Origin of the sequence: Streptomyces californicus (genome assembly GCF_000717645.1) — a bacterium.
GTDB lineage: Bacteria > Actinomycetota > Actinomycetes > Streptomycetales > Streptomycetaceae > Streptomyces > Streptomyces californicus.
In genome coordinates this window covers 165,372-180,657 of record NZ_JNZZ01000008.1, presented here as the reverse complement: position 1 = coordinate 180,657, position 15,286 = coordinate 165,372, and the positions used below count along the sequence as shown (strand labels likewise).

Here is a 15,286-nt window from a genome sequence, read left to right as displayed (position 1 = left end):
GACCTCCGCACGGCCGCCGGCCGGGCGGCGGACTGCGTGAGGCCTCGGCTCAGGCGTGCTGCGCGGCGCTGTAGGCGTACAGGCCGACCAGGCCCACCACGCTGAGGAGGATCACCCACGAGCTGAACCCGGTGTGCCGCTCCTTGCGGGCGCGCCCCTTCCGGTCCCTCGCCGGAGCGGTGTCGTGGGGCCCACGGTCCTTCCGGTCCTTCCGGTTCCGACGGGTCTTCCGGGGGCGCTCGCTCCCGCCGGACGCCTCACCCCCCGCCGCCCCCAGTGCGTCGGCCGCCGCTTCGGCCAGCAGGCGCCTGCAGGTCGCGGCGAGCACGGTCGTACCGGCTGAGAGGGACACCACGGCCTCGGACCGCGCGGGCGCGGTCGTACCGCCGTCCAGGATGCGCCCCGCGCGGACCAGGACCTCGTCCCGGCCGCCCGACGGGGCGAGGCTGATCCACCGGCGTACGTGTTCCCCCCGGATGACCACGCCTCCGGACCGCTCCCGGTACACGGTGTGCTCGCGCCACAGCAGCCGCGCCAACCCCTGTGCCACGTCTCTCAGTTGTGTGTCCACCGGTCGTCCCCCACCTCGCTGCGAATCGAACAAGCATCGCACTCTACTGGTGGGGGCCCGTCTCAGCGCACCGGGAAGCCGAAGGTGTGACCCTGCTCCCTCAGCCAGGGCAGGACCTCGCGCAGTGCGGACAGGGTCTGGGAACGCTCGCCGCCCGCGTCGTGGAAGAGGACGGTCGGCCCGTTGGCGATCTCGCGCTTGACGGTGGCGACCATCGCGTCCGCGCCCGGGTGCTCGAAGTCCTTGGTGTCGACGTTCCAGCCCAGCGGACGCATCCCGTGCGAGGCGGCGAGCTGCCGGCTGTACGGGGTGAACGCGCCGCCCGGGGCCCGGTAGTACTGCGACCGGACGCCCCCGGACGCCTTCACGATCATGCGCTCCGCGTCGAGGATCTGCTGCGACTGGTACGCCTCGGACTTGGTGTCCATGGCGGTGTCGTGCGAGACGGTGTGGTTGCACAGCCGGTGGCCGTCCGCCACGACCTTCTTGACCAGGTCCGGGTACGCCTGCGCCTGGGTGCCGACCATGCAGAAGGTGGCCTTCACGCCCTCGTCCTTCAGCAGGCGCAGCACCTGCGGGGTCCAGACCGGGTCCGGCCCGTCGTCGATGGTGATGTTGACGCCCTCGGGCCCGCTCTCCGAGGCGTGCGCGATGTCGGCCGCCACCTTCTGCACGGGCCGCTTCGCGGCGGCCGGCGAGGAGGCCGCGCCCTGCGGCCCGCCGGCGGTGGTGTCGGCCTGGGCGGTCCACATCGAGGCGGCCGCGGCCAGCGCCGTGACACCGATCGCCGCGGCGAACATCTTGCTGTGCCAGGCCCGTCCCTTGTGCTTCGCCATGTCCGCCCGCCCCTTGTCCCGTTCCCGCCGATGCCGTGCACCCCTCCAGACAGCCGCGGGCCCGCGGAGGATCCCTCGGTTACCGATCGCGGACATTTCTGCGGGCAAGCGGCGACAAACGTCGCCCTTCCACGACGGAGGGGGCGGGCCCTTCGGGGTGGGCCGGAGACGGACCTGACGAGGCGGGGCGGCGGCGGACCCACCGGGCCGGGGCCAGGGGCGGGCTGCGGACCCACCGGGCCGGGCGCGGCGGACCCACCGGGCCGGGGCGGGCTGCCGCCGCTCAGGCGGTCCGGTCCTCGGCGAGGGTGTGCGCGACCAGCGCGTTGGCGTGCCCGTGGCCCAGGCCGTGCTCGGACTTGAGCCAGGCGACGAGCTCCATGTGCTTGGTCAGGTCGGAGGAGCGGATGAGGCCCTTCCACTCGGAGACCGGGCGGCCGTACTTCTTCTCGATGGAGGGGAAGTAGCTGGCAGGGCCCTTCACGGCGTCGGTCATGGGGTGTCCCGTCTGTGGCGAGGTGGAATGTGCGAAAGGGGGGAGTGCGCCGGATCGCGGCGCACCTGACGTGCGATGGGCGGCGCGCGGTGAACCACGGACCGCGATGTGCGGGTGCGGCCGTACGGAAGAGTCTTCCCCAGGGGTCTGACAACGGCCGCCGGACGCCCCGTGTCAGGCGTTCTGCCGTACGTCGGCGAGCAGCCGGCCGGCCACGGCCGCCAGCCAGCAGAGGCCGAGGCCGGCGCCTGCCGTGAAGGCCGGGACCGAAGCGGCGGAGGACAGGAAGCCGGCGAGGACCGCGACCGGGACGAGGCGGGAGGCCAGGGCCCACGTACGGTGGCCCCGGGCCGCGAGGGGGCGGACCAGGACGGCGAGCGCCGCGCACAGCGCCAGGTAGCCGACCATGCCGGCAGCCATGTGCACGGTGCCGTGCGGGCTCATCGTGACCGCCTCGGGCGCCCCGGCCGGGAAGCCCGCCCCGGGGTCGGCGGGGAACGCCGCCGCCGCGACGAACGAAGCGCCGAACACCGCGATCAGCGCGGGCCCCCATGTCGCGCCCGGCCCGCCCCGGAGCACGGTGCGCAACCCTGCGGCCCCGGCCAGCAGCAGGACGCCCGCGACGACGAAGTTCACCGTCTGGAGTCCGCCCGCGTCCCCCAGCGCGAGCTGGCTGATCGCGTGCCGCGTGAAGTCGAAGCCCTCCCGCGTGACGCCCTGCGCGACCCCCGCCGCGAGGAAGAGCGGACCGGCGACGACCGCTCCGGCCAGAAGCGCCCGTCCGGCGGGCCGGGGGACGGCGGAGGCGGTACGGGCGGCCGGCGGGCGGGCGCCGAGCACGGGGGCGGGCGCGTCGGGCGTCCGGGGGCGGTCGTCGAGTGTCCGGTTCATGAGGGCCTTCCTGGTCCGGGTTCACGTCCGTGGGTGTCGCAGTCATGACCGCGATCGGGCGGCGAAGTCATCGGTCCGGACGGGCGGTTGAGGTCACGGAACGATCACACCCGGCGTGCGCGTCCCCCGGGCGTGCGCATCTCGCGCCGCGCCCCGCCCGCCGCGCACCGCCTGTCGCGCATCGCCCGTACGCGTCCCGCGCCGCCCATCGCGCATCGTCTGTCGCGCCCCGCGCTTGCTCGCGCTCCGCCCCGGCCCCGGCCCCGGCCCTCGTAAATACGCGCGCCCGTTCGACGCGCGCTGCGGCATGCTGTCCCGGTGTACGAGAGCCATCTGACCGTGCTGTGCGAGGGCGACGAACTGAGCAGGCTGGAGCGCTGGGCGGCCCGCAGACCCGACGTGAAGTTCACCCACATCGCGCTGGCGCGGGGACGCACCGCCTCCCAGCCGATGCTGACGCTGCGCGGGAGCCGGCCGTCCTACGAGGACGAGCTGGCCGCCGTCCGTGCGGCCGGGGACGCCCTGGCCGGGACGGGTTCGCCGTCTCCCGCGTGAAGGTCGAGTGCGCGCCCTGGGCGGTGGAGGTCCCCCGGGACGACATCGACGTGCCGGACGCTCGACACCCGTACGGTGCACGGCACTTCGAGCATCACGTGAAGCTGCTGCTCGACCCGGAGCGGGGTGACCGGGCCGGGCTCGTCACGGTGGCCGAACGACACGGGGCGCACGTCTCGTGGAACGCGCGCCGGGTGCGGGCGGACGGCCGGGAGGAGCGCTTCGTCACCCAGCGCTGCCACCGTACGGGCGACCGGCGCGCGGCCCTGATGCTGGACGCGCTCCTCGCGGAGCTGGCGGCGTACGACGTCGTCGACGTGGAGCGGGAGTACGTGCTCCTGGACAGCGGTCCGGAGCTGGACGAAGGATGGCTGGGAGCAGCATGAGCACCGAAGACCGACCGCCGTTCTCCAAGGAGGCACCCGCGCCCGGAGCCGCCGGGCCCGTCACGCCCGCGGCCGCCACGGGAGCCCCGCCCGCCGCGCCCGCGCCCGGAGCCGGGGCCGGGACCGCCGCCCCCGCGCCCGTCGTCGAGGCCGGGACCACTGCGCCCGCCCGGGACCGGAATGACGTGCGCCGCCGCTTCCTCGACGTCCCCGGGACGATGCTCCGGGTGCTGGACGACGAAGCCGTCCAGCGCACCGTCTTCGACCCGGCGCTCAAGCAGTTCCCGAACGCCTTCCGCGCCTCCGACCCGGTCTTCCCCTCCCCCGCCGCGACCCGGGCCTGGCAGACCGCGCGGGCCTCGGCGCTCGCCGCCGTACGGGACGGCGTGGCCGCGTCCCCGTGGGCCGAGGCGCTGGTGCTGCGCGGGAGCGTGCTGATGGCGCTGTGGTTCGGCGAGGAGGCGCGCGAGCCCGGTGACCTGGACTTCGTGGTCGCCCCTGCGTCCTGGCGGATGGAGGAGGAGCGGACCTCGGGTCTGCTGACCGGAGTCGCGGAGGCGGCCGAGGCGCGGGCCGCGCAGGGCGGGGACGGTGTGCGGATCAGCGCCGCCGGGGCCGTGTGCGAGGACATCTGGACGTACGAACGGGTGCCGGGCCGCCGCATGATGCTGCCCTGGGAGGCCCCCGGGACCCCGGGCGGCTGGGTGCAGCTGGACTTCGTGTTCGGCGAGCGGCTCCCCGAGCCGCCCGAACGGATCACCCTGCCGGCCGGCGGCGTCCTGTACGCGGCCACCCCGGCGCTCTCCCTGGCCTGGAAGGTGATGTGGCTGATCAGCGACATGTACGCGCAGGGCAAGGACCTCTACGACGCGACCCTCCTCGCGGAACGCCACCCGCTCCCCGACGCCCTGTTCCAGGAGGTGTTCCGGCTGAGCGACGAGTGGCCGGAGTACGGGCGCACGCGGGTGGAGGGCGGGGATCTGGACACGGCGCTGGCCTCGGTGGAGTGGCACCACTTCGCCGGGGAGTACCCGCGGTTCGCCGGCCGGGAGGCGGAGTTCGCCGGGCGGCTGCGGACGGCGCTCGCGCCCACGTTCGCCACCCCCGCCGGGTGACGGGGCCGGCCCGGCGGGTGACGGGGCCGGCCCGGCGGGAACCGCGCCGTCCAGGGGGCCGGCTCCGGTGAGGCCCGGGGAGGCGAACGTGGGCGGCCGGCTCCGGTGAGGCCGGGGCGGCCCCTCAACAGCACCGGAGGTAGCCTCCATCTTTTGCCCACCCTTTACCCGGTCCCGGGCGGCTCCCGGGATGGAGGCGCGGTCCGGACGCGTTGGGGCCCGGTGGACACCCGGACACGGACCCCCGGAACGGACTCTCCGGATACGGACCTCCCGGATACGGACGCCCGGCTCCCGGCCACGGACAACGTACGGCCGGGCACGGGCCCCCGGATCCGGACCCGTACCCGGACGGCCGGATACGGGGTCCGGCCACGGACAACCGGCTACCGACAGGACAGCGACGTGACTGACACGACCACGGAAGGCACCGCCACGGCAGGCGTGCCGGCCCCCGCCCGCCCCGCCGAGGGTGCCGCGGCCCGCGCCGCCGACGCGCTCTCCCGCCCGTTCTCGGTCCGGGGGCTCACCGCCCGCAACCGGATCGCGATGGCCCCCATGACCCGGCAGTTCTCCCCCGACGGCGTCCCCGGGCAGGACGTGGCGGACTACTACACCCGGCGGGCCGCCGCCGACGTCGGCCTGATCATCACCGAGGGCACCTACGTCGACCACGACTCGGCGGGCACCAGCTACCGGGTCCCGCGCTTCCACGGCGAGGCGGCCCTCGACGGCTGGGCGCACGTGGCGGACTCCGTGCACCGCGTGGGCGGCGCGATCATCCCCCAGCTGTGGCACGTGGGCGTCACCCGCGCCGAAGGCGCCGGGCCGGTCCCGGAGGCCGAGCCGGTGGGCCCCTCGGGCGTGGCGCTGAACGGCGAGGCCAAGGGGCGCGCCATGACGCAGAAGGACCTCGACGACGTCATCGCCGCCTTCGCCGACGCCGCGGCCGCCGCCGAACGCCTCGGCTTCGACGGCGCCGAACTGCACGGCGCCCACGGCTACTTGATCGACCAGTTCCTGTGGTCCGGCACCAACCGCCGCACCGACGCCTACGGTGGCGACCTGGTCGCCCGCACCCGCTTCGCGGCCGAGATCGTGGCCGCCTGCCGCGCCGCCGTGTCCGACGCCTTCCCCCTCTTCTTCCGTATGTCCCAGTGGAAGGCCGACGCGTACGAGGCGAAGCTCGCGGCGACCCCGCAGGAGCTGGACGACCTGATCACCCCGCTGGCCGAGGCCGGTGTCGACGTGTTCCACGCGTCCACCCGCCGCTACTGGCTGCCGGAGTTCGAGGGCTCCGACCTGAACCTGGCGGGCTGGGTCAAGAAGATCAGCGGCCGGCCCACCCTCACCGTGGGCTCGGTCGGGCTGGACGGCGACTTCTTCAGCGCCTTCCAGGGCAATGACTCGAACGTCACCGGCATCGAGCAACTGCTGGACCGGATGGAGCGCGACGAGTTCGACATGGTCGCCGTCGGCCGGGCGCTGATCGCCGACCCCGCGTGGGCGGCGAAGACCCTGAACGGGCGCACCGGAGACATCACCCCGTTCGCCGCGGAGATGCTGAAGACGCTGCACTGACACCGCGCCGGGCGGCCGGGCGATGGGGCGCTCCCGCGCTCCGGGCCGCCCGGCGACCGGCCGGGCATCGGCGTCCACCGCCACCGGGCCTGATCCCCGCGCCGGTCATCGGTGTCCGCTGCCCCTGGAGCTGATCACCGCGCCGGTCATCGGCGTCCGCTGCCACCGGCTCGCGTCAGCGCGTCGGGGAGGTCCGCGCGGATCGTGGTGATCAGGGCGCGGCCGGCCTCGTGGGCGGCGGCGCTTCCTTCGGCCGGGGTGGTGCCGGCGCGCTGGTGCAGCACCACCCCGACGACGAGGCGGGTGGTTCCGGCGATCCTCTGCGTAGCGGCCCAGGCGAGGTTGCCGCCGGCCGGGGTGGAGGAGCCGGTCTTGAGGCCGATCACTCCGTCGTGCCCGAGCAGCCGGTTCGTGTTGCGGAAGGTGGCCCCGGTCCCGGGAGCCGTGACGGAGGCGGTCGCCACGATCTGCCGGAAGACTGGGTCCTTCATCGCGGCACGGGCCAGGCGGAGTTGGTCGTCGGACGTGCTTCTGGTGCTCGCCTCCATCCCGCTCACTCCGGTGTACGTGGTGGCACGCATGCCGAGACCGGCGGCGGCCCGGTTCATCTTCGCGACGAACGCCTGCTCCTGTCCCGCGTCCCAACGGGCCAGCAGACGGGCGATGTTGTTGCCGGACGGCACCATCATCAGCTCCAGCAGCCGCCGTTGGGTGTACGTCCGGCCGGCGAGCACGGGAGCGGTCGTCTCGACGGAGGAGTAGGACTCGTCGGCCGCCCGCTGGTCGGCGACCACCGCCGCGCCGGGGGCGCCGACCCGCATCGGGTGCCCCTCAAGGATCACGTAGGCCGTCATGACCTTGGTGAGGCTGGCGATCGGAACCGGCTTCTGCTCCCCCCGGGTGCCGAGGCTGCCGATCCCCTCGACCGCCACGCTCGCCTGGCCCTCGTCCGGCCACGGCAGACGCAGCGACCGGGCGACCGGCGCCACCGCCTCCCCGGTGCCGTCGACCGCCGCCCCGACCGGGGAGCCGCCGCCGGACGCGTACCAGCCTCCCGCAGCCGCCGCGAGCACCACGGCGGCGGTCAACGGGCCGAGGACCGACCGACGGAGACGGCCGCCACCGGGGGCGGGGGCGGCCACAACGGTTCCGGTCTCGGTCTCCCGGGTGGGCGCGGGCGTCGGCACGGCGCTGGATTCAGGCGCGGGCGCGGGCGTCGGCACGGCGCTGGATTCAGGCGCGGGCGCGGGCGTCGGCACGGCGCTGGATTCGGGCGTGGACGTGGACGTGGGCGTCGGCTCGGGCATGGGCTCCTCCTGGCGGTGCGTGCGGTGTGCCGTTACCGCTGTCACCTTCGAGGAGTCGTTCTTCCGGACCCGTGCCGCCGCGTTTCCAGCGCCGCGTGAGTGCGTTGCGGTTCCGTATCAGGGCGGCGGCGGAGCCAGGTCGAGGGTGGCGAGCGCCCCTCCGCCCGGGGCGTTCGCGAACGTCAGCCGGGCTCCGAGCACACCGGCCTGCCCCTGCGCGACGGTCAGCCCGAGCCCGTGCCCCCGGCCCCGTTCGCTCGCGCCGGTACGGAAGCGCCGCGGGCCGTCCGCCAGCAACTCGGGCGGGAAGCCCGGCCCGTGGTCGCGTACGGCGATCCGCGTCCCGGCCACGGTCACCTCGACGGGGCCCGCGCCGTGCCGGTGGGCGTTGGCGACGAGGTTCACCACGATCCGCTCCACCCGGCGCGGATCGGTCTCCACCAGCCCGGCCGAGCCCACGGCCCCGGCGCCCCGCGCACCCGCCGACGCCCCGTGGACGGTACGGACCTCGTCGGCATCGCCCGGCTCGACGGTGACCCGCGTGTCGGTGTCCGTACGCCGTACGACGTCCGCGACCAGTTCGCCCAACGGCACCGGGTCGAGCCGGGCCCGCTCGGCGCCCGCGTCGAGGCGGGAGATCTCCAACAGGTCCTCGACCAGGGCGTTCAGCGCCCGTAGCCGGTCCCGTACGAGCCCCGCCGCCTCGTCGTCCTCGGGCAGCAGACCGGCGGCGGTGACCAGGCCCATGAGCGGGGTGCGCAGTTCGTGGGCGACGTCGGCGGTGAAGCGGCGCTCGTTGTCCAGCTTGTTCTGGAGGGCGGTGGCCATGTGGTCGACGGCCGACGCCATCTCGGTGATCTCGTCGCGGGCCCGCCCGGCGGACCCGATCCGGGCGTCCAGGTCGCCGTCGGCGATGCGGCGGGCGGTACGGGCCCCGTGGCGCAGACGGCGGTTGATCGGTTCCGTGGCGAGGGCGGCGAGCGGCACGACGACCAACAGTGCGGCGAGGACGGACTTCACGATGCTGCGGTCCAGGAGCTGGAGGCTGCGGACCTCGGCGCTCATGTCCTCCCGGACGACGAGGTAGCGGTCGCCACCGACGACCGCAGCACCCCACATCCAGTACCAGTTGGGCGGATCGACGTCGTACCAGGTGGCGTACGCCGTCCCGCCCGGCCCTCCGGCCGGGCGGGGCGGGAGGTCGCGGGCCAGGGGCGCGGGCAGCTCGGCCCGGGACCGTACGTCGATGTCGGCCGGGGCCTCCCCCGTACGCTCGAACTCCCGCTCGGCGGCGGTCAGCCGCGTCGTCGCCCGCTCGGTGCCGACGCGCAGACCGCGCTCCCGGGTCGCGTCGTGCACCAGGAAGCCGACGACGGCGGCGACCGCGCAGCACGCGGCGGCGGCGAGCGCGGCGATCTTCCAGCGCAGGGCGCGGGGGTTGAGGAGGTCCACGGGACGGCCGGCCGCTCAGCCGCGGACGAGCTTGTAGCCGAAGCCGCGTACGGTCTCGATCCGCCCGCCGCCGATCTTCTTGCGGAGCCGGAGCACGCAGAGGTCCACGACCCGGGTGTCGCCCTCCCAGCCGTAGTCCCACACCTCGCGCAGCAGCCGGCGGCGGTCGAGGACCGTTCCGGGCGCGGCGGCGAACTCCAGCAGCAGACGCAGCTCGGTGGGGGTGAGCGCCACGGTCTCCCCGGCCCGGCGGACCTCCATGCCCCGGGTGTCGACGGTCAGATCGCCGAAGGTCAGCACGTGGTCGGGGGCGGCCCGGCCCGCCGTCCGGCCGCCGCGTCCCGCCGGGCCGGTCCTCCGGAGCGCGGCCTCCTCGGCGTCGGGGCTGAAGGTGGCGCGTCGCAGCAGGGCGCGGATCCGGGCGACCATGACGGCGGTGTCGACGGGCTTGACCACGTAGTCGTCGGCCCCCGCCTCCAGACCCGCGACCACGTCGAGGGCGTCGCCGCGCGCCGACATCATCAGGACCGGGACGGAACTCTCCTCGCGGATACGGGTGCAGAGGCCGATCCCGTCCAGCGCGGGCAGCATCACGTCGAGGATCAGCAGGTCGTACGCGCCTGCGCGGAACGCCTCCAGGCCGTCGAGCCCGTCGGCGGCGACGTCGACCCGGTAGCCGTACCGCTCCAGGGCGAGCTGGACGGCGCGGCGGATGGTGGCGTCGTCCTCGACCACGAGCACGCTGACGGGGGCCGGGCCCCGGGCTTCGGACACGCTGCCTACCTGGGCGTTCGAGGTCATCGGTCGGTCGCTCGCATCGTAGTGGGGCAAGACGCGGACGGCCCGGCCACGGGTCTCGGGCGCGAGGTCACCGGCCTCGGGTGCGAAGTCCGCGGCCGCCGGCGTGACGTGCCCGGCCGCCGACGTGACGTGCCCGGCCGCCGACGTGACGTGCCCGGCCGGCCCCGCGAGATCACCGGTCTCCGCAGCGAGGCCACCGGCTTCGGGCGGTACGTGCCCGGCCTCCGGCTCACGGTCACCGGCTCACCGCGGCCGCGACCGGGAGGTGGTCGCTGCCGGTCGCGGGCAGGGTCCAGGCGGCGCGCGGGGTCATCCCCCGCACCAGGACCTCATCGATGCGGGCCACGGGAAACACCGCGGGCCAGGTGAAGCCGAGGCCGTCGCCCGCCTCCCGTTGCGCGGACCGCAGCCGCGAGGTCACCGGGGCGAGCGCGTCGTCCTGGTACGTCCCGTTGAGGTCGCCCAGCACCACGACCCGGGGCACGGCCTCCGCCCGGAGCGCGGCGGCCAGCTCACGGGCCGCGTCGTTGCGGCGGCCCGTCGTGAACCCGGCCGCCGAGACCCGTACCGACGCCAGGTGGACCGCGTACACGGCGACCGGCCCTTCCGGGGTCTTGGCCGTCGCCCGCAGCGCACGGGTCCACGGCATGATCGGGACGGCGCGCACGTCCGCCAGCGGGTGCCGGCTCCAGATGCCGACTCCGCCGATCACCGCGTGGTGCGGGTAGGCGGCGGCCAGTTCGCGGGCGTAGACGGGCGCCGACGTGTCGGACAGCTCCTCCAGCGCCAGCACGTCCGCGTCCGCCCCGGCGAGCACCCGCGCGGTACCGGCAGGGTCGGGGTTCGCCTCCCCCACGTTGTGGCTGACCACCGTCAGGTCGCCGCCGGCCGAGCGCTTGTCGGTGAGCGCGCCCCCGAAGAGGGTGCCCCAGACGACGGCGGGTACGAGCACCGCCGCGGCGGCCGCCCGCGACCGGCGTACGGCGGCGAGCACGAGCAGGACCGGCACGGCGAGGCCCGTCCAGGGCAGCAGCGTCTGGACGAGGCTGCCCGCGTTGACGCCCGTGTTCGGGATCCACCCCTGCAGCGCCATCGGTACGGCGCAGCACACGGCCGCGGCGACGAGCAGACGGTCGGCGCGGCGCGGCCCCCGCCCACGCCCCGGCCCCCGTCCCCGCTCATCTCCCTGCCCCCGCCCTTGCTCCCGCGCGGCCGGGGAGGCGGGCGGCGGTGTCCCGCCCTCCGCCGTCCCGTCGCGGGTGTCCGGGCCTTTCCGGGTGCTCAGCACGGCACGCGTCTCCCAACGTCCGAGGTCACGTACCACCGGCGCGGGGTACGCCCCCAGCGTCCGCGAGCCGTGCTTCCGGCCGGGCAGGGCAGAGCTTCGAGAACCGCGCGGGTCTGTATCGGCCGCGTATCGGCCGATACAGACCGGCCTCGTATCGGCCGACGGCGGCCCGGCCCGTCCCGCCATGGACACGGTGGTCACCGCGTCCACCGGACAGCCGGCCCGGCGGGAGCGCGGTCGCCCCCGGTGGTCTTCGGCGGGCGCCGTCGCGACGGCCGGGTCACACTCGGAAGTACCCGAGCGGGAGGTCTGCGCGTGGACGTACCGGTGTGGCTCTGGATCGTGTTCGCCGTGACCGTCGTCGTCTCCCTGGCGGTCGACCTCCTGGCCCACCGCAAGGCGCATGTCATCGGCTTCAAGGAGGCCGGGCTGTGGAGCGCGTTGTGGGTGGGGCTGGCGCTGGTCTTCGGCGCGGTCGTCTTCGTGACGCTCGGGACGACCGCCGGGACCGAGTACACGACCGCCTGGCTGCTGGAGAAGAGCCTGTCGGTCGACAACCTCTTCGTCTTCGCGCTGATCTTCGCCTATTTCAAGGTGCCCCGCGAATACCAGCACCGGGTGCTTTTCTTCGGCGTCATCGGAGCCCTGGTGTTCCGGGCGGTGTTCCTGACGCTCGGCGTCGCGGTGGTGAACCGCTTCACGTTCGTCCTGTTCCTCTTCGCCGCGGTCCTTTTCTACAGCAGCTACAAGATCCTCAGCGGCCAGGAGGAGAATTTCGACCCCGGAAAGAGCTTCGCGGTGCGGTTGCTGCGGAAGGTGATGCCGGTGCAGGACCACTACTCCGGCACCCATTTCGTGGTCCACGAGGAGGGGCGGCGGGTCGCCACCCCGCTGCTCGCGGTGGTCGCCGCGATCGAGGCAGCCGACCTCATCTTCGCCGTCGACAGCGTGCCGGCGGTCCTCGCGGTCAGCGACGACCTGTTCATCGTCTACACCAGCAACGCCTTCGCCATCCTGGGGCTCCGGGCCCTGTACTTCCTGCTGGCGGGGCTCCTGGACCGGTTCCACTACCTGAGCCACGGGCTGGCGGTCATCCTCGCCTTCATCGCGGTCAAGCTGATCCTCCAGGCCGCCCACAAGATGATCAGCACCTCGATCCCGGAGATCCCCTCCCCGGTGAGCCTCGCCGTGATCGTCGTGATCCTGGCGGTGTCGGTGACCCTCAGCATGCGCCGCCCGCCGGAGGGCAAGGAAGGCGCGGACACCTCCTCCGCCGAGAAGTAAAGCCTGGCAAAAGCGCAGCTAAAGGTTTCCAAAAGTACCCGCCCGGCCTATCGTGAGTAAATGGCCAGCAAAGAGCGTGAGACCCGACAGCGGGCCGCTTTCATGTGCCCGACCTGCAAACAGCCCGTACGCTCCGAGATCCACCGCCACAAATCCCTCGGGATCTTCGTCCCCGTCTGGCGGGCGGGCCCCTGCGAGAACCCCGACTGCGCGGACTGCGCCGCCGACGAGCGACCGGCCCGGCAGCACGGGGCGCCCCGGAGATAGACCGGCCGGGACATCGGGCCGGGGCGCACCTTCCCCAGCCGCGCCGACGGGCATCCTCCCCGGCCGCACCGGCGCGCACCCTCACCAGCCGCGCCGGCGAGGAACGCGCGCCCGCCCCCGACCGCGCCTCCCGCCCGCCGGCCGCGCTCAGCCCTCCGCCAGGCGCGCGGTGAGCCGCGCCTTCGCCTCGGGCCACTCGTCGGCGAGCAGCGAGAAGTAGACGCTGTCCCGCCAACTGCCGTCCGCCCGCCGCCGGTGCCGCCGGAGCACCCCCTCGCGCCGCGCCCCGAGCCGCGCGATGGCCGCCTGGGACCGCTCGTTCAAGTGGTCGGTCTTCAGCTGCACGCGCCCCATGCCCAGCACCTCGAAGGCGTACGTCAGCAGCAGGAGCTTCGTCTCGGTGTTCACCGGTGAGCGCCAGTGGTCGCGGCCGTACCAGGTCCAGCCGATCTCCAGCCGCTCGTCCGGCACCACCACGTCCAGCAGGGTCGTCCACCCCACGGCCCGCCCGCTCGCCCGGTGGACCACGGCGAACGGCACGTACGCCGGATCGCCCAGCAGCCGGCCCATCCAGCCGCCCAGTTCTTCACGGGTGCGCGGCGGCGGCCCGGTCAGCCAGCGCCACACCTCGGCGTCGCCCCCGCCCGCCGCGAAGAGGTCGTCCAGGTGGTCGGGGGCCAGCGGCACGAGGGCGACGTACTGCCCGGTCAGGGTCACGGGCCGGGGCGGGAGCGCGGTCATGACCCCGACCCTAGCCTTTCTTCACGCTAGTGCGTACCGCGTATGCACTAGTACGTAAGGGAGTCGCCGCCGTCCGGCCGCGCGCGACCGCCGGGCCGCGCCTAGCGTGGACAGCACGGGGCGGGGCCGAGACCAGGGATCGCAGGGAAGGACCGGGGCGATGGCTGTACAACCCGAGGGCACCCCGTGCTGGGCGGACGCCATGTTCGTCGACATCGAGGGCGCCAAGAGCTTCTACGGCGACGTGCTCGGCTGGACGTTCGGCGAGAGCGCGTCGGAGTTCGGCGACTACACGCAGGCGTTCGCGGACGGCAGGGCCGCGGCGGCCGTCGTCCCGCCGATGCCGGGCGCGGACGACACCTCCGCGTGGTGTCTCTACTTCGCGTCGCCGGACGCGGCCGCCACCGCGGTGAAGGTCCGCGACAACGGCGGCGAGGTGCTGATGGAGCCGATGCGGATCGGCGACTTCGGCACGATGGCGCTGGCCCGCGACCCCGGCGGCGCCGTCTTCGGCATCTGGCAGGCAGGCCGTCACGAGGGGTTCGAGACGGAGATGGGGGCGCCCGGCGGTTACTGCTGGAGCGAGGTCTTCACCCGGGACCCGCAGCGGGTGGACGCGTTCTACCCGGCGGTCTTCCCGTACACGGTGCGGAAGTTCGACGACGAGTCGATGGACTTCACCATGTTCGACGTGGCCGGGCGGACGGTCCTCGGCCGGATGGCGATGGGCGAGGAGTTCCCGCCGGAGGTCCCGTCGTACGTCAACGTGTACTTCGCCGTGCCGGACTGCGACGCGGCCGTGGCGAAGGCGACCGCGCGCGGCGGGGAGCTGCGGTACGGGCCGGTGGACAGCCCGTTCGGCCGGTTCGCGGCGATCAGCGATCCGCAGGGCGCCGCGTTCGCCGTGATCGACCTGGGCACCACCGTGGGCCGGATGCCCGCGACGAGCCCGGCGGACTGACCGCGCGATCACCTGACGCGGCCCGCTCCAGCCGTCGGGGCGGGCGGAACGGGTGCACAGGCTGAGCGGTACGGCCCACCCGCCGCCGGGCCCGTACATTCCTCCGAACCGCCTCGCAGGTGCGACGGATCATCGTCCAGAGAATGGCAAACGCCAGCCTGATTGGCCTAGCGTGTCGCACATGCAGTCCTACACAATCGGTCAGGCAGCACGCCTTCTCGGGGTCAGCCCCGACACCGCCCGCCGCTGGGCGGACGCCGGACGGGTCGCGACCCATCGCGACGAGTCCGGCCGCCGGCTGATCGACGGCCGTGCGCTGGCCGCCTTCTCGATCGAGGTCGGCCAGGGTGCGGGCGGCGACGAGGAGGACGTGTACACCTCGGCCCGCAACGCGTTCCCCGGCATCGTCACCGCGGTGAAACTCGGGGACGTCGCGGCCCAGGTCGAGATCCAGGCCGGCCCGCACCGGCTCGTCTCGCTCCTGACCCGGGAGGCGGTGGAGGAGCTCGGGCTGGAGGTCGGCATGCAGGCGACCGCCCGGGTGAAGTCGACCAACGTGCACATCGACCGCATCTGAACCCGACCCGCGCAGCCGTTCGCACCACCCCGCCCAGAACCCGCGCAGCCCCCGGGCAACCCTCCTGAGGCACGCGCGGCACAGCGCCTCGCACCACCGCACAGCACCACCCGGCGCGGCGCCACCTCGCGCGGCACCGCCCGGCCCGGCACCACCCCGCTCAGCGCCACCGCGCAG

17 protein-coding genes are annotated in these 15,286 nt (G+C 74.4%); 8 read left to right on the top strand and 9 right to left on the bottom strand.

All coding sequences use genetic code 11. The features are described 5' to 3' along the window. Positions 1-49: 49 nt before the first annotated feature. The 4 genes from IF19_RS0112770 to IF19_RS0112755 form a co-directional block, all read right to left on the bottom strand. Entirely contained in the window at positions 50-529 is a 480-nt protein-coding gene (locus IF19_RS0112770; protein ID WP_030116016.1) for a hypothetical protein, read from the bottom strand. A gap of 104 nt (positions 530-633) precedes the next feature. Next, on the bottom strand, positions 634-1,407 hold the full coding sequence (locus IF19_RS0112765) for a polysaccharide deacetylase family protein (RefSeq protein WP_030116015.1): 774 nt from the start codon (positions 1,405-1,407) through the stop codon (positions 634-636). Positions 1,408-1,690: 283 nt separating this feature from the next. Then, entirely contained in the window at positions 1,691-1,903 is a 213-nt protein-coding gene (locus IF19_RS0112760; RefSeq protein ID WP_030116014.1) for a DUF4287 domain-containing protein, read from the bottom strand. Between the two features lie 174 nt (positions 1,904-2,077). Next, a complete protein-coding gene (locus IF19_RS0112755; RefSeq protein ID WP_078580532.1) occupies positions 2,078-2,794 on the bottom strand; it encodes a DUF998 domain-containing protein in 717 nt (238 codons plus the stop codon). A 318-nt stretch (positions 2,795-3,112) separates the two neighbouring features. Between IF19_RS0112755 and IF19_RS1000000138920 the strand changes: the two genes are divergently transcribed. From IF19_RS1000000138920 to IF19_RS0112740, 4 genes are all read left to right on the top strand, one after another. Further along, positions 3,113-3,349, top strand: a complete 237-nt coding sequence (locus tag IF19_RS1000000138920) for a hypothetical protein (protein WP_418952748.1) — start codon at positions 3,113-3,115, stop codon at positions 3,347-3,349. Further along, entirely contained in the window at positions 3,346-3,735 is a 390-nt protein-coding gene (locus IF19_RS1000000138915) for a hypothetical protein (protein ID WP_418952747.1), read from the top strand. Before IF19_RS1000000138920 ends, IF19_RS1000000138915 begins: the two co-directional genes overlap by 4 nt. Further along, positions 3,732-4,850, top strand: a complete 1,119-nt coding sequence (locus IF19_RS0112745; protein WP_050493887.1) for a nucleotidyl transferase AbiEii/AbiGii toxin family protein — start codon at positions 3,732-3,734, stop codon at positions 4,848-4,850. Before IF19_RS1000000138915 ends, IF19_RS0112745 begins: the two co-directional genes overlap by 4 nt. Before the next feature lie 444 nt (positions 4,851-5,294). Further along, positions 5,295-6,431 carry an NADH:flavin oxidoreductase gene (locus tag IF19_RS0112740; RefSeq protein WP_030277676.1) on the top strand — a complete coding sequence of 379 codons (1,137 nt, stop codon included), beginning with the start codon at positions 5,295-5,297 and terminating at the stop codon, positions 6,429-6,431. Between the two features lie 146 nt (positions 6,432-6,577). Here the strand turns inward: IF19_RS0112740 and IF19_RS0112735 are convergent, their stop codons facing one another. The 4 genes from IF19_RS0112735 to IF19_RS0112720 all read right to left on the bottom strand — a co-directional run bounded on the left by IF19_RS0112735 (position 6,578) and on the right by IF19_RS0112720 (position 11,120). Beyond that, positions 6,578-7,738, bottom strand: a complete 1,161-nt coding sequence (locus tag IF19_RS0112735) for a D-alanyl-D-alanine carboxypeptidase family protein (RefSeq protein ID WP_234313220.1) — start codon at positions 7,736-7,738, stop codon at positions 6,578-6,580. A 117-nt stretch (positions 7,739-7,855) separates the two neighbouring features. Next, a complete protein-coding gene (locus IF19_RS0112730) occupies positions 7,856-9,190 on the bottom strand; it encodes a sensor histidine kinase (RefSeq protein ID WP_030116008.1) in 1,335 nt (444 codons plus the stop codon). 15 nt (positions 9,191-9,205) lie between these two features. Beyond that, positions 9,206-9,991 (bottom strand): two-component system response regulator CseB, encoded by a 786-nt coding sequence (gene cseB, locus IF19_RS0112725; protein WP_030116007.1) that lies wholly within the window; start codon positions 9,989-9,991, stop codon positions 9,206-9,208. A 235-nt stretch (positions 9,992-10,226) separates the two neighbouring features. Then, entirely contained in the window at positions 10,227-11,120 is an 894-nt protein-coding gene (locus tag IF19_RS0112720) for an endonuclease/exonuclease/phosphatase family protein (protein WP_418952750.1), read from the bottom strand. Positions 11,121-11,594: 474 nt separating this feature from the next. Between IF19_RS0112720 and IF19_RS0112710 the strand changes: the two genes are divergently transcribed. Continuing rightward, on the top strand, positions 11,595-12,563 hold the full coding sequence (locus tag IF19_RS0112710; RefSeq protein ID WP_030116005.1) for a TerC family protein: 969 nt from the start codon (positions 11,595-11,597) through the stop codon (positions 12,561-12,563). A 60-nt stretch (positions 12,564-12,623) separates the two neighbouring features. Beyond that, positions 12,624-12,830, top strand: a complete 207-nt coding sequence (locus tag IF19_RS1000000138910) for a hypothetical protein (RefSeq protein WP_078580531.1) — start codon at positions 12,624-12,626, stop codon at positions 12,828-12,830. Between the two features lie 147 nt (positions 12,831-12,977). Here the strand turns inward: IF19_RS1000000138910 and IF19_RS0112705 are convergent, their stop codons facing one another. Next, the gene (locus IF19_RS0112705) at positions 12,978-13,571 is read right to left on the bottom strand and encodes a GNAT family N-acetyltransferase (RefSeq protein WP_030116004.1); all 594 of its coding nucleotides are present in this window, start codon (positions 13,569-13,571) and stop codon (positions 12,978-12,980) included. A gap of 160 nt (positions 13,572-13,731) precedes the next feature. On the opposite strand from IF19_RS0112705, the gene IF19_RS0112700 reads away from it, so the two are divergent. Both IF19_RS0112700 and IF19_RS0112695 read left to right on the top strand, forming a co-directional pair. Next, on the top strand, positions 13,732-14,532 hold the full coding sequence (locus IF19_RS0112700; RefSeq protein ID WP_030277673.1) for a VOC family protein: 801 nt from the start codon (positions 13,732-13,734) through the stop codon (positions 14,530-14,532). 181 nt (positions 14,533-14,713) lie between these two features. Continuing rightward, entirely contained in the window at positions 14,714-15,109 is a 396-nt protein-coding gene (locus IF19_RS0112695) for a TOBE domain-containing protein (protein ID WP_030116001.1), read from the top strand. Positions 15,110-15,286 lie beyond the last annotated feature (177 nt).

What these genes read in the sequence shown, in the direction of transcription:
- IF19_RS1000000138910 (WP_078580531.1), top strand. Translation starts at nt 12,624, where the DNA reads ATGGCCAGCAAAGAGCGTGAGACCCGACAGCGGGCCGCTTTCATGTGC.
- IF19_RS0112695 (WP_030116001.1), top strand. Translation starts at nt 14,714, where the DNA reads ATGCAGTCCTACACAATCGGTCAGGCAGCACGCCTTCTCGGGGTCAGC.
- IF19_RS0112700 (WP_030277673.1), top strand. Translation starts at nt 13,732, where the DNA reads ATGGCTGTACAACCCGAGGGCACCCCGTGCTGGGCGGACGCCATGTTC.
- IF19_RS0112745 (WP_050493887.1), top strand. Translation starts at nt 3,732, where the DNA reads ATGAGCACCGAAGACCGACCGCCGTTCTCCAAGGAGGCACCCGCGCCC.
- IF19_RS0112755 (WP_078580532.1), bottom strand. Translation starts at nt 2,794, where the DNA reads ATGAACCGGACACTCGACGACCGCCCCCGGACGCCCGACGCGCCCGCC.
- cseB (WP_030116007.1), bottom strand. Translation starts at nt 9,991, where the DNA reads ATGACCTCGAACGCCCAGGTAGGCAGCGTGTCCGAAGCCCGGGGCCCG.
- IF19_RS0112760 (WP_030116014.1), bottom strand. Translation starts at nt 1,903, where the DNA reads ATGACCGACGCCGTGAAGGGCCCTGCCAGCTACTTCCCCTCCATCGAG.
- IF19_RS0112705 (WP_030116004.1), bottom strand. Translation starts at nt 13,571, where the DNA reads ATGACCGCGCTCCCGCCCCGGCCCGTGACCCTGACCGGGCAGTACGTC.
- IF19_RS0112735 (WP_234313220.1), bottom strand. Translation starts at nt 7,738, where the DNA reads ATGCCCGAGCCGACGCCCACGTCCACGTCCACGCCCGAATCCAGCGCC.
- IF19_RS0112765 (WP_030116015.1), bottom strand. Translation starts at nt 1,407, where the DNA reads ATGGCGAAGCACAAGGGACGGGCCTGGCACAGCAAGATGTTCGCCGCG.